General features: G+C 55.1%; 10 protein-coding genes and 1 pseudogene. 4 read left to right on the top strand and 7 right to left on the bottom strand.

From position 1 onward, the window contains the following. Positions 1–78 precede the first annotated feature (78 nt). The 6 genes and pseudogenes from QMX98_RS13230 to QMX98_RS13255 form a co-directional block, all read right to left on the bottom strand. Positions 79–453, bottom strand: a complete 375-nt coding sequence (locus QMX98_RS13230) for a DUF6124 family protein (RefSeq protein WP_077748505.1) — start codon at positions 451–453, stop codon at positions 79–81. 24 nt (positions 454–477) lie between these two features. Continuing rightward, positions 478–732 (bottom strand): annotated as a pseudogene (locus QMX98_RS35085) (copper-binding protein); the annotation flags it as partial. After that, positions 729–3,887 (bottom strand): efflux RND transporter permease subunit, encoded by a 3,159-nt coding sequence (locus QMX98_RS13240; RefSeq protein ID WP_115146705.1) that lies wholly within the window; start codon positions 3,885–3,887, stop codon positions 729–731. The pseudogene QMX98_RS35085 and the gene QMX98_RS13240, both read right to left, overlap by 4 nt. Next, entirely contained in the window at positions 3,884–5,368 is a 1,485-nt protein-coding gene (locus tag QMX98_RS13245; RefSeq protein ID WP_045058204.1) for an efflux RND transporter periplasmic adaptor subunit, read from the bottom strand. The genes QMX98_RS13240 and QMX98_RS13245 overlap by 4 nt, the downstream gene beginning before the upstream one ends. Then, complete coding sequence (locus tag QMX98_RS13250; protein WP_090470168.1) at positions 5,365–6,621, bottom strand: TolC family protein; 1,257 nt, start codon at positions 6,619–6,621, stop codon at positions 5,365–5,367. The genes QMX98_RS13245 and QMX98_RS13250 overlap by 4 nt, the downstream gene beginning before the upstream one ends. Before the next feature lie 99 nt (positions 6,622–6,720). Beyond that, entirely contained in the window at positions 6,721–7,062 is a 342-nt protein-coding gene (locus tag QMX98_RS13255) for a hypothetical protein (RefSeq protein WP_045058202.1), read from the bottom strand. Between the two features lie 949 nt (positions 7,063–8,011). On the opposite strand from QMX98_RS13255, the gene QMX98_RS13260 reads away from it, so the two are divergent. The 4 genes from QMX98_RS13260 (at position 8,012) to QMX98_RS13275 (ending at position 11,909) form a co-directional block, all read left to right on the top strand. After that, positions 8,012–9,778, top strand: a complete 1,767-nt coding sequence (locus QMX98_RS13260; protein WP_090470265.1) for a heavy metal translocating P-type ATPase — start codon at positions 8,012–8,014, stop codon at positions 9,776–9,778. Positions 9,779–9,868: 90 nt separating this feature from the next. Next, on the top strand, positions 9,869–10,225 hold the full coding sequence (locus tag QMX98_RS35090; RefSeq protein ID WP_232392850.1) for a zf-TFIIB domain-containing protein: 357 nt from the start codon (positions 9,869–9,871) through the stop codon (positions 10,223–10,225). A gap of 181 nt (positions 10,226–10,406) precedes the next feature. Next, a complete protein-coding gene (locus QMX98_RS13270) occupies positions 10,407–11,321 on the top strand; it encodes a cation diffusion facilitator family transporter (protein ID WP_045058199.1) in 915 nt (304 codons plus the stop codon). A gap of 72 nt (positions 11,322–11,393) precedes the next feature. Next, positions 11,394–11,909, top strand: a complete 516-nt coding sequence (locus QMX98_RS13275; RefSeq protein WP_090470184.1) for an ATP-dependent zinc protease — start codon at positions 11,394–11,396, stop codon at positions 11,907–11,909. A gap of 249 nt (positions 11,910–12,158) precedes the next feature. Here the strand turns inward: QMX98_RS13275 and QMX98_RS13280 are convergent, their stop codons facing one another. Then, positions 12,159–13,859, bottom strand: coding sequence for a phosphoethanolamine--lipid A transferase (locus QMX98_RS13280; protein WP_045057964.1), 1,701 nt, complete (start codon positions 13,857–13,859; stop codon positions 12,159–12,161). Positions 13,860–13,973: the final 114 nt, after the last annotated feature.

Below are 13,973 nucleotides of genomic sequence, written 5' to 3' on the forward strand. Positions count from 1 at the left end.
CGCGAAGGCGGTGTGTCAGTCGACATCAATGTTGAATGACACGCCGCCTTCGCGGGCAAGCCTCGCTCCTACAGGGGTTTAGCGGTGTGGCGCGGGGTTTACGGCCACGTTATCCAGCATCCGGTTCACCGCCAGCTCCGCGAGCATGACGATCTGCTGAATCGCCATCGCCGTGTGCCGGTGCGGTCCTTCCAGGTACCCCGCAAAATCACTCGCCATCACATTGGCCTGGGCCAAGGATTCACAGGTGTGGGCCAGCAGGTCTTCGTCTTTGATGTCCGGCGCGATCATGAACATCGTGCTGGGCTTGCGGGTCGCGGGGGATTTGAGGGCGGAGGGGTTGAGGTAGTGATCCAGCGCCCGCTCGGCGGCTTCGTTGAGCTTTTTGGAATCGATGGATTCGTAAGGGGAAACGTCGTCGGTTTCCGGGGGATTTGGTGTTTCTTTAATCATGGTGACACCTGTCAACTTATCTTGCGTTACGGAAAAGACCATGGTCATCGGCGGCCATCGCACGGCAGGCACAGCGCCGTGAGAGATAGTCACCGTATGCTTCACAGTATCGATAGCCTTGATCGTTCCATCGGCATTCGCGACTGGAGCCTGCTTTGTTTCCTCAGTCATCTGCTTGCTCTCCATACCGTCCATCTTCATACCCGGCATGTCCTCTGCCAGGGCAGAAAAAGACAACGCTACTACGGTGCTGGCAACTGCAATCAGGGTCAGTTTCATACGACACTTCCTTCAGGTTTGACGGTTTCAACGGAGAGGTGCCGGCGACGCATCAGGCGATAGGCTGCCGGAATGACAAACAGGGAAAGCAAGGGTGCCGTGACCATGCCGCCTACCATGGGCGCAGCAATGCGGCTCATCACCTCGCTGCCGGTCCCGCTGCCCAGCAAGATGGGTAACAAGCCGGCAATGATGACGGCCACGGTCATGGCCTTGGGTCGAACACGCTGCACGGCGCCTTCACGAATCGCCGCAACCAGACCGAGCTCAGTGCTGTCGCCGAGGTCTTCACGTTCGGCCCAGGCGTTCTTCAGGTAGAGCAACATGATCACGCCAAACTCGGCGGAAACACCGGCCAAGGCGATAAAGCCGACCCCGGTGGCGACTGACAGGTTGAACCCCAACAGATAGAGGAACCATGCCCCGCCCGTGAGAGCGAATGGCAGAGTGGCCATGATCAGCAAGGCCTCATCGAAGCGGGCAAAAGTCAGGTAGAGCAGCACGAAGATGATCAACAGCGTGGCAGGCACCACCAGTTTGAGTCGTGCGTTGGCCCTTTCGAGAAACTCGAACTGCCCTGAGTAGCTCAGGCTCATGCCGGGCTGCAACTTGACCTGCTCATTGACGACCCGTCGTAGATCAGCGACCACCGACGCAATGTCCCTCCCCCGCACATCGACGTACACCCAGCCCGAAGGTCGTGCGTTCTCGCTCTTGAGCATCGGTGGACCGTCCGTGACTTTGACCTTCGCCACTGTGCCGAGGGTGATCTGGCTACCTAGCGGGGTATAGATCGGCAATTGCTCCAGGGCGCCGAGCGAGTCACGCCACTCCCGTGGATAGCGCACGTTGATCGGGAAGCGTGCGAGCCCTTCAATGGTCTCGCCGACGTTTTCACCGCCGATAGCGCCGGCCACGATGGACTGCACATCGGCGATATTCAGTCCGTAGCGGGCGGCGGCTTTGCGGTCGATATCCACATCGATATAGCGACCACCGGTCAGACGCTCGGCCAGAGCCGAACTGACGCCGGGCACGTCCTTGGCCACTCGCTCAACCGCCTGAGTCGCGGCATCGATCTCCGTCAGGTTGGTGCCGGCAACTTTCACTCCGATGGGACTCTTGATCCCCGTAGCCAGCATGTCGATACGGTTACGAATCGGTGGTATCCAGATATTCGTCAGCCCAGGGACTCGTACCACTCGATCCAGTTCTTCCACCAACTTTTCCTGGGTCATGCCTGGACGCCATTGCTCGTGCGGCTTGAACTGGATCGTGGTTTCGAACATCTCCAGCGGTGCGGGGTCGGTGGCGGTTTCAGCGCGCCCCGCCTTACCGAAGACGTGTTCGACTTCAGGCACGGTCTTGATCAGACGGTCAGTCTGTTGCAGCAGTTGTGCCGCTTTCTGCGCTGACAATCCCGGCAGAGCTGAAGGCATATAGAGCAGGTCGCCCTCGTCCAACGGGGGGAGAAACTCGCCACCCAAGCGAGACATTGGCCATAGCGCACTGACAAAAACCAATAGTGCCACCAGCAGCGTGATCTTTGGTCGACGCAAGACTGCGTCCAGGGCTGGCTGATAGATCCGAATCAACCACCGGTTCAACGGGTTCTGATGTTCACTGGGAATTCGTCCACGAATCCAGTAGCCCATCAGCACCGGCACCAAGGTCACTGACAATCCCGCCGCTGCGGCCATGGCGTAGGTCTTGGTGAAAGCCAAAGGACCGAACAGCCGTCCTTCCTGAGCTTCCAGGGTGAACACCGGAATGAAAGACAGAGTGATGATCAACAAACAGAAGAACAGCGCCGGGCCTACCTCTGCCGCCGCTTCGGTCATTACATGCCAATGACGTTCACCCTTCAGTTCTTCCCCCGGATTGGCCGCGTGCCATGCCTCGATCTTCTTGTGGGCGTTCTCGATCATCACCACGGCGGCATCGACCATGGCGCCGATGGCGATGGCTATCCCGCCCAAGGACATGATGTTGGCGTTGATGCCCTGGTAGCGCATGACGATGAAGGCAATCAGCACCCCCACCGGCAGCGAAATGATCGCCACCAGAGATGAGCGCAGGTGCCAGAGGAAGATCCCACACACCAACGCGACAACGATGAACTCTTCGATGAGCTTGTGGCTGAGGTTTTCCACGGCGCGGTCGATCAGCTTACTGCGGTCGTAGGTGGTGACGATATCCACCCCGGCCGGCAGACTGCTTTTCAGTTCGTCGAGTTTGGTCTTGACCGCGGCAATGGTCTCGCGAGCATTCTTGCCGCTGCGCAAAATCACCACGCCGCCGACGGTCTCGCCTTCGCCGTCGAGTTCAGTAATGCCACGCCGCATTTCCGGTCCCAACTGGATCGTGGCGACATCGCCAAGGGTTACTGGCACTCCTCCCGAAGCCAGCTTGAGCGGGATCGCCCGAAAGTCATTGAGCGTCTTCAGGTAGCCGGAAGCACGCACGATGAACTCGGTCTCTGCCATCTCCAGCACCGCGCCACCGGTTTCCTGGTTGGCCTTGCCGATGGCTTCGGTCACCTCAGCCTGAGTAATACCGAGGCTGGCCAGTTTGAGCGGATCAAGCTGGACCTGGTACTGCTTGACCATGCCACCCACGGTGGCTACTTCTGCAACGTTGGGCAGGGTCTTGAGTTCGAACTTGAGGAACCAGTCCTGAAGTGCGCGTAGCTGCGCCAGATCGTGTCCTCCACTGCGATCCACCAGTGCGTACTGATAGATCCAGCCCACCCCCGTCGCATCCGGTCCCAACGCCGGCTTGGCGCTGGCCGGCAACCGACTTTGTATTTGGCTCAGATACTCCAACACCCGCGAGCGCGCCCAGTACAAGTCAGTGCCGTCTTCGAACAGCACGTAAACGAAGCTGTCACCGAAGAAGGAATAGCCACGCACCGTCTTGGCACCCGGCACCGAGAGCATGGTGGTGGCCAACGGATAGGTCACCTGGTTCTCGACAATCTGCGGCGCTTGTCCCGGAAAAGGGGTGCGGATGATCACCTGAACATCCGAGAGATCTGGCAGTGCATCGATGGGCGTGCTCTGCACCGACCAAATGCCCCACGCCGTGACAAACAGCGTCGCCAGTAGCACCAGGAATCGGTTGGCCACTGACCAACGAATCAGGGCAGCGATCATGGCTGGCTCCCCGATTTTTCCAGGCGCTCAACACGCAGGCCATCGTCGGTCTGACTCACCGCAACCCGAACCTTGTCACCCGTTTTGAAGCCCTGCATCAGCGCCGGGTTGGCGAGTGGGAACGTCATCGTCATGCCAGGCATACCCAGCGTTTTGAAAGGACCATGGGCGAGCGTGACTTCTTTGTCGTTGATCTCAACGATCTGCCCATCCGCTTCATGAAAGCTGGAGGCTGCTGCGCTGGGTGGTGACTCTTCCTCCGAGCTTGCAACGATGCCCTTAAGACTGGCCTCCGAGTCGAGCAGGAACTGGCCAGAGGTAACCACTTTCTGGCCTTCTTCCAGACCTTTCAATATCGCCGTCTTGCCATCGCTTTCCTGCCCGAGTTGCACCGCCACGGGACGGTAGCGGCCGGCGTCTGCGGCGAGCATCACCAAGGCACGTCGGCCCGTGCGAATCACCGCTTCGCTCGGCACCCACAACACACTTTGCTCGGTCGAACGATTCAGGTGTACCTGCGCTGTCAAACCCGGTCTGAGGCGTCCGTCCGGATTGGGTAACTCGACACGTACGCGAAGAGTGCGGCTGTCCGGATTGGTCTCGGGCAAAATCGCGCTGACCCTGCCGTTGAGTATTGTCCCTGGGAAAGCTGGCAGGCGCGCTTCGACCGCCTGCCCCACGGTGATTGATCCGGCATCCGATTCTGGAACGGCCACGGCTAGCCAGACACTGCTCAAGCCATTGACGCGTGCCAGAGTATCGCCAGTCGCCACGGTCATTCCCGCACGTACGTTCAATTCTTGCAGTACACCGGCAATGGGGCTGGTCAGCGTCAGGTAGGGCTGAACCTTACCGCCACGCTCTACATCGGTAATCAGTGCTGCCGGCATCCCTGTGAGCCGCAGTCGTTGTCGGGCCGCATCCAACAGGGCAGCATCCCCGTTGCGTTTCAGGGCAAGGAACTCTGTCTGGGCAGCGGCCCACTCAGGCACCAGAACATCCGCCAGCGCCGCGTTGGCTTTGAGTACATCGCCGGGAGCATGGGCATAGACCCGCTCCACAAAGCCAGGGGTGCGCGCCTGAATCACAGCGACATCACGTTCGTTGAATCCCAACACACCTGTCACGTCGAGGCTGGAATCAAAGATCGCACGGCTGACTGTCGCAAAACGCAGGCCGAGATTTTGGGTCAGACTTGGATCGATACTGACGGTCGCTCGGTCCCCTGCGCTGCTGGTGTACTGCGGGACCAGTTGCATGTCCATGAAGGGAGACTTACCCGGCTTATCGAACTTTTGTTGCGGGTACATGGGGTCGTACCAATAAAGTGCTTTGCGTTCGCCCGGTGAATTGAGGCTCTGCTCTTGTGTGGTATTTGGTAGTCCACTCATACGCTGATGCGCCAACCAGTAACCACCGGCAACACCTAAGGCCAGCGAGATGCCAACCAGCAATGCCCCGTTCCCTTTTTTAAGGCTCATTGGCTGGACTCCCCATAAGCAAAATACAACCGCGCACTGGTCAGCGCTCGCTGCTCTTCCACGTCGATCTGTTTGAGGCGGGCCTCGATGAGTTCACGTCGGGCAGCAACAACGGCGTTTAAATCGCCTTTGCCCGAGCGATAACTGGCCATGCTGAGTTCGACCTTTTCCTTGGCCAGCGGCAACAGGCTTTCCTGGTTTCGGCGCACGGCACGATTCAGGCGCTCATAGTCGGCCAGTTCGCTCTCTAGTTGCTGAGTGTGCTCGCGTGACAGAGCTTCGCGCTCGGCCTCAAGCTGACTGAGTTCAGCCTGTTTGGCTGCGATTTTGGGGTTTTGGCGCGAGTCAGGAAACAGCGGCAGCTCCCAGGAAAATTGCACGCTGACCATATCGCCAAACTCACGGCCGCGACGCTGATAATCCAGCTCCCAGCTCCAGTCCGACTGCTTCTCCGACACGGCTTCACGAACCTTGGCTTGCGCTTCGCGGGTCATCGGCGCAAACGCTGCCAACTCGGGGTGGTGTTGCAGTTTATGGGCGTAGCCGGAGGTATCGACGGGCCAATGCGGCAAGCTGCCCACAGGCTTGTCGTTGGCGGCGGAGCCAATCCAGCGTTTGAGGGCTGCTCGGGCCTGCGCTCTCTGGAGAATCAGATCGTCCTGTTGCTCCGCCAGTTGAGCCGCTTCTTGCTTAGGCGTCACCGCATCGGCGGGTTGAGCGCGGCCACCGGCAATCTGGGCCCTGACGGTATCGGTCAACAGGCGGTTTTCTTTGTAGAAGTCCTGGAACAGCGCATCTTTGCGCTCAACCGAGTAGCTATTGATCCAGGCCAACGCCGTGGACTGGCGTACTTTCAGACGTTCGACTCGACGCTCCGCAGCGGCGCGATCAATGGCCGCATCGGCCACTTCTATGCGCGCTTTGCGCTTGTCGCTGTTGGGCATTTCTTGCCTGACCCCGACCACTTGCATGGTCATGAAGTCCTGATCGATGCTCCAGCGATCCGGACCGCCAATGGGGTAGTTCTGCACACCCAACAGTAGCCTGGGGTCAGGTAGTTCACCGGCTGGAATAGCCGCGCTGCTGGCAGCTTGAATTTTGGCGTCTTGTGCGGTCAGCGACGGTGCATTGTTTTCGGCCAGCCGCAACGCTTCATCGAGTGTCAATGCGGCAGCGAAGCTCGGCAATGCCAGTACGCTTGCCGCCAGACCGGCCACGAGGGACCAGCCTGTGCAATAGCACTTGGAGTTCATGTTTACGATTCCTGTGATCATCCACTGCACGCGTCAAAAGACATGCGCGCAGCTAGTCCATCCCGCTAACGCGGAATGAGGCTCAATGTGGGACAGGAATCAAACGCGAGGCGGTCGCCATACCCCGGACGGGGTCTGTACGGGTAGGGAATCGCTGAAGAAGTAAAGCACTACGGGGCTGAATACGGTTACAGGAGGCTTGAGGATCGAGACTTGCAGCATGCCGCCTGTCTTGCATTCCTGGCCCGGCTTACAAGGTTTGCCGTGCTCGGAAGGGCTTTTCATATCGTTGCAGCAGTCCATCCCCATGTCGTCCATTATCGCCATGCCCATCGTCTTCATTGGGCATGGTTCTGTCGGTGCCTGAACGCCCGCCATCCCGCTGAGGGGAAGCGCCAAGCTAATCATGAAGACGATGCAAAACCGCAGATAGCGTTTCATGGACTGGAGTGTAGACGGTGCAAATGGCCCTTACAATTGGATGCAGGGCATAAACGGCCTGCCGAGAGGCCTAAGTCAGGTGATAACACCGGAGCTGGTTTATAAATCTGAGTCAATTTTTATCTGGCCACATCTCATCTTTTACCTGAGTTTGTGGACAGATTGCAGCCAAAAATAGGCGAATAGGAGACCTCAAATCAAGTTTTTGAACCCTCTTCTGCCTTCCGAGGATTAGGTGATGTCCATGGAGGACCAAGCTATCCGCACACGAAAGCAGCTTCAAATAACTTCATTGGGCGCTTGACCCTGTAGTAGGTACAGGCTGTTGAATGGTGAAATTATCCCAAGCGGTAGAAGCACCATGAACCAGGAAAACAAGCTCAAGCCGGTCCTCCGTCTTCACGTACAGAAGAAAGAAGAGTGTTGCGGATCTGACCATCAACATGGGTCTGTTAATGCTGCTGAACCCAAGCATCACAAAGAACATGGTCACGACCATGAGCATGAGCATGAGCATGCTCACGATCATGCCGATGCGTGCTGTGCTCATGGCACGCAAGCTACTGATGGTGTTGCGATTACTAAGAGTAGCCCTGCCCCGAAAGGGACCAGTAGAGTTCGCTACCGCATCGATAAAATGGATTGCCCTACAGAGGAGCGCTTGATCCGCAACCGACTGGAGCCGATGGCCGGAATTGTTCGGCTCGACTTCAACCTCCTGAATCGTGAGTTGACCGTGCATCACCGCTTGGATGATCCGCAGCCAATCGTCACCGCATTAGTCGCGTTGGACATGGGGCCGAGCCTGATCGAAGCCGGTGCCGCGCCATCGGCGGTTCCCCCGGCCCTGAGCGCAAAACTAAAAGGATTGCTGGCCATCAGTGGCCTGGCTGCTATCGCCGCTGAAGTCATCGCGTGGACAACCGGACAAGAAGGTTCTTGGCCGGTTATGGTGCTTGCGGCTCTTTCCATTCTGAGCGCTGGTTTGCCCACCCTCAAAAAGGGTTGGATTGCAGTTAAGAACCTCACTCTGAACATCTATTTTCTGATGTCGTTGGCTGTCGTTGGTGCTCTCATCATCGGTAAATGGCCCGAAGCCGCGATGGTGGTTTTCCTTTTCGCCGTTGCTGAGGCTATCGAAGCACTTTCTCTGGAGCGCGCGCGGAACGCGATCAAGTCGCTGACCGCGTTGGCGCCAGAAACCGCTGAAGTCATGACTGATGGCGGCTGGAAAGACCATCCGGTGGCGAGTGTATTACTTGGTAGTCGTATTCGGGTTCGCACGGGTTCGCGAGTACCCTTGGATGCCCGCATAGACTCAGGTCGCGCCGCACTGGACCAAGCTCCAATTACCGGCGAAAGCCTACCTGTTGATAAGCAGGTCGGGGACCCACTTTACGCTGGCAGTATCGTTACCGACGGCGTGGTTGAAGCGACTGTGACGGCCGTAGCAGGAGAAAGTACTCTTGCTCGTATCGCGGCAGCCATACAAGACGCGCAGTCTCAACGAGCCCCTACTCAGCGATTTGTAGATGAGTTTGCACGTTATTACACCCCGGCTGTAGTGGTTCTTGCCCTCTTGGTCGCTGTCTTGGGCCCTGTACTGATCGGTGGAACCTGGGGCGATTGGCTTTATCAGGCCCTGGTCCTGTTAGTGATCGCCTGCCCATGTGCCTTGGTGGTTTCAACGCCAATTACCGTCGTCAGTGGGCTAGCCGCGGCTGCCAAGCATGGCATTTTGATTAAAGGCGGTGCATACCTTGAAAGCGGCCGACTACTTAAGGTTGTGGCGCTCGACAAGACCGGCACCTTGACCCAAGGCAAGCCGGTACTGACCGATAACGAGCCGTTTGGTGATCTGCCCATCGAGATGGCTTTGCAGATCGCAGCTAGCCTCGACGAACACAGTACACACCCAGTGGCGAAGGCCTTGGTCAGCGGATGGAAATTACAGCAACCGGATGCGGCGACTCTGCCGGTTGAGGACTTCGGCGTACTCAACGGTCGTGGCGTCAAAGGCAATATCGACGGTCAATCGTGGCACCTGGGTAACCACCGCTTGGTTGAAGAGTTGGGCGTATGCTCGCCGGCCCTTGAGGCCCGATTGTCGCTACTGGAAAACGCAGGAAAAACTGTAATCGTGCTCTGCGCGGCCAGCGGTCCAGTAGCGATTTTTGCTGTGGCTGACACCGTAAGGCCTGAAAGCTTTGCTGCCGTAACTGCTCTGAAAGCGTTGAATGTCGTACCGGTGATGCTCACGGGTGACAACCCTGCAACCGCCAAGTCCATCGCCGCTCAGCTCGGCATACAGGATGCACGCGGAAACCTCATGCCGGAGGATAAACAAGCCGCCGTCGCTGAACTCAAACGCCGCTTTGGTACTGTTGGCATGGTGGGCGATGGTGTGAACGATGCTCCAGCATTGGCGCAAGCCGACATTGGTTTTGCGATGGGGGCCGCAGGGACTGCCACAGCCCTTGAAACGGCTGATGTCGCCATCATGGATGACGACCCACGCAAGATTGCTGATTTTATTAGCCTGAGTCGTCGATGTGCCTCTGTTTTGAAGCAAAACATCGGACTGGCCTTGGGTATCAAAGTTGTATTTTTGGCGCTTGCATTGTCCGGCCACGCTACGTTGTGGATGGCTGTTTTCGCCGATATGGGAGCGAGCCTGCTGGTCGTATTCAACGGACTGCGGCTACTGCGTCGGTGATACGAAAGCTGCGACTTCGTGTTCAATTACATGCCCACACAAGGAAATCAAATCATGCAATGTCCGATCTGCAAAGATACTGCCCTCGTAATGACTGAGCGCCAAAGCATCGAAATTGATTATTGCCCTCAATGCCGTGGCGTTTGGCTCGACCGAGGTGAACTCGACAAGATCATCGAGCGCAGCCAACAACAGGAGGCCGTTAGGTTTCTTCCACAGAACCCAATTCCACCCGTACAGAATGCTCCTCCAGCAGTACAACCCGGTTACAGCCAGCATGGAGATAGCCAAGCTCATGGAGATCAGCGAGGAAGTCACGGTGGCGGTTGGAGAGAAGGTGGCCACCAGAGCGGCCATCAAAGTCATGGTGGACATCAAAACCAGAGTGGGCATCAGGGGCAACAGTCGTACCGCAAAAAATCATTTTTGCAGGAGATGTTCGATTAAGGCTGCGATTTCGCGCTTTGATCGGGATATACCTCGAACCAGCACCAATTCTGAAATAGGGTGTTTCATGAGATGGAACGGTTTTGGGTATTAGCTGGTCTTTATATCCTGCAATCGACTCGTAGCAAGGGTGCTACCTGGGTGGTTGGAGTTTCAGCGAGCGGCGTTTGAGGAAAAGGTTATGAGTTCAGGACACAGTCACGGCCAAGTACGCGCCGGTCACGAAAAGTTGCTGTGGATCGCACTCACCCTGACGACAAGCTTTATGGTCGCGGAGGTCATTGGAGCTTTTGTCACCGGCAGCCTGGCCTTATTATCCGACGCGGCCCACATGCTGACGGACGTTGCGGCTTTGGCGATATCCTTGGTCGCTATTCATATAGCCAAACGCTCTGCGGATAGGAAGCGGACCTTCGGGTACGCACGATTTGAAATACTTGCAGCCACCTTCAATGCGGTCTTGCTGTTTTTAGTCGCTATGTACATCGTTTATGAAGCGTATCTGCGACTTAAAGTCCCGGCGGAAATCCAGTCGACTGGCATGTTGGTCATTGCGGTGTTCGGGCTCATCGTCAACCTTGTTTCAATGCGCCTACTGAGTGCTGCCAGTGGGGAAAGCCTCAATGTGAAGGGCGCTTATTTAGAGGTCTGGAGCGATATGGTGGGGTCTATTGGCGTCATCATCGCAGCTCTTTTGATCCGTTTCACCGGCTGGACTTGGGTTGATTCACTTGTCGCGGCTGGCATCGGGTTCTGGGTGCTGCCCAGGACTTGGTCATTGCTCAAGGAAAGCATGAACATATTGCTGCAAGGGGTTCCAGAGGGCATCGATATTGAGAAGGTAGAGGCAACGCTTTATGGCATTGAGGGGGTCAAGAATATCCACGATTTGCATATCTGGGCTTTGACCAGTGGTAAAAGTGTTATGAGCGTCCATCTTGTCGCTGACTCGGCTTCCCGCAGCGAGCAAGCTATCTTGGCTGAAGTAACCAGCCTTATGAGTGATAAGTTCCACATCAGCCATACTACCGTCCAAATGGAAGGATCTGATTTTCACGATCAACTGGCTGACGATCATGAGGGTATGGTCCACTAACTGAGTCGTGGTATTTATTTAAGCTGGATGAACGTTTATACGTCGTGATACAGATCAAAAGGGTCGATTAAAATGGTCAGAAATATTTTAAGTTATTCTGGGCTGGCTTTGTTTTTGGCTTTTGTTGCGCAGCCAGCTTTTTCAACACCTGCTAATCCAGAAAGGGTATACGGGTGGATTGAGGAAGGAATACTTTTACCAGAAAATATTGCTGTGAAAGTAAAGTTAGATACAGGGGCTCTTACATCCTCGATGGATGCGAAAGACTTAGAACGATTCCGTAAAAATGGAGAGGAATGGGTTCGTTTCAACGTTAAAGTAAAAGACACAAAAACTAAGAAGGTGAGTAACGCACTCTTCGAGCGACGCGTCGAAAGAAATGTAAAGGTTCGAGGCGCCGGTGGCGCTGAACATCGTCCAGTAGTCATGATGACGATGTGCATAGGTGATAAAATTTATAAGGAAGAGTTTTCACTGAAGGATCGAGGCGACATGAACTACCCCGTATTGATTGGTCGCAAAACTTTGGGGGTCTTGGGCGCGGTCGATGTTTCACGCACATTCACTAACGAACCAAACTGTAATTAAACACCTGAATTATACATTTTATCTATACGTGCAGGGTGAATGTATTGAGAAAATAGCTCGGCAGAATTTTGCAGCTTTTTTGATGCTTGATGTGGCTGACTAAATAGTCTTAAAAAAAGCTCACCCGGATGCCGATTTTTAGGAAGAGTTAGAAGTGGCGCCATGCAACGATTAGTATTTAGTTGCATGGCTTCTAATCAAAGTATGCTCATACTATAGGGTCATTTTAGATCTTTCTCGCAGCTCCACTTATTTCGGTGTTTTCATTGATTGACGCTCAAATGTCTGCGCGAGCTTTAACGGTGTTGACGCTTTGGACTGGCAGGTACTGAACAGATCAAGCTCTGGGCGATATGCTGTAGTTTGAATACCCATCAACCCCAATATAGAATGGAATAAGTTGTCATGGGACAGTGATACGTCTCGCTGATCCTTCAAACATTGGGAGTCGAGGGTTTGACGCGACTGCATGTTTTTGGAGATCCAGATTACCATGGGGATACTAGTCTGCTCGCTGGGAGCCATGGCATAAGGAAGTCCGTGCAAGTAAAGCCCATTCTCGCCGAGGGACTCACCGTGATCAGAGACATAAAGCATCGCCGTATCAAAACGCTCAGCGTTACGCTTTAGCAGGTCGATCGTTTGCCCAAGTACATAGTCCGTATAACCGAGGCTGTTATCATAGGCACTGACAATGCTTTCGCGCGTACAACGTTCAAGTTGATTATTATCGCAAACGGGACCGAATCGTTCGAACGCCGGTGGATAGCGCTTGGAATAGGATGGGCCGTGACTGCCTTTCATGTGTAGCACCACGATTGAATCCCGCTGCTGTTGATCCAAGTAGGCTTGTAAATCTTGCAATAAGACTTCGTCGTAACACTCGTCAGCTCTACATAATCCCGTCGATTTCTGATTGTTCAATTTTTCATTTGGTACTCGGTCGCAAATGCCTTTGCAACCCGAATTATTGTCTCTCCACAGGACCGATACGCCGGCCCGCTGCAACACGTCTAATAGTCCTTCTCTGCGCAACGCCATACCGTCTTTGTAGCCTTCTTTACCCACATCCAGAAACATGCAGGGTAAGGAAACGGCCGTAGCTGTTCCACATGAGCTGACATTGGTAAAACTTAAGACACCACGACTGGCCAATTCCGGATTGGTATCCCGGGAATAGCCATTGAGGGAGAAATTCGCGGACCTGGCGGTTTCACCCACCATCAGTACCGTTAGCCGTGGTTTGCGTACACCAGCAGTAGCTTCTTCACGGCGGGCATCAGCACCAATGGTTTTTAATTCGGCGGGAACTGCTAGCTGGCGACGCGTGTACCCATGAATTGCCGAAACCACATTCGACGGAACCAACATCAACCTGAGTTCGCGATGATTACGCATCAGCGATGCATAGGATTGATAAAGCGTAAATACGACGATCGCCAAGCAGGTGAGCGCTACCGCCACCCCCATGAATCGATGAGCAAGTGCGCGGGACCACGATCTTTGAATCAAACGGACTCGAGTGATAACCAGCACCGGCATAACACCAAAGCCCAGCATCCACAGCAGTAGATCCGAGTTCAACAGCTCCGTGGCTTCGGAGCTGTCCGTCTGCATCACATTCGTTAGCATGCTGTAATCAATTACTATGCCATAGCTATTCATAAAGTAACTCGTTGCTGCCGCAACCAGCAACACGATAGCTAGCACAGGTTTTATCAATCGTCCCCAAGCCATCACGCTGAGTAATACGTAGAGCCAAATCAACACGAACCAAGGCAGGCTAAGCACGAATATGGTGTTTCCGTCTTGTAGGCCTCCCACGCCTTGCCAGACAGCACGCCAAAATGGCCAGTTACTAAACAATAGAAGCCAAGTCGAAACTGCAAGAATTAACTGATTGCTGCCGAGTGTGATTTCCCAACTGCGAATTGGTACTTTGTTATTCATGGGTACTCCGGAAAATCTCGACGTATCCAGGCGCGAACTGCCACTGGAGTGTCACTACATTTTAGGTAAGAAAAAATCGCCAATAGCGCGGTGCAACTCGTGGATGCACCAGTG

This window comes from Pseudomonas sp. PS02303, assembly GCF_029959925.1.
Classification (GTDB): domain Bacteria; phylum Pseudomonadota; class Gammaproteobacteria; order Pseudomonadales; family Pseudomonadaceae; genus Aquipseudomonas; species Aquipseudomonas mandelii.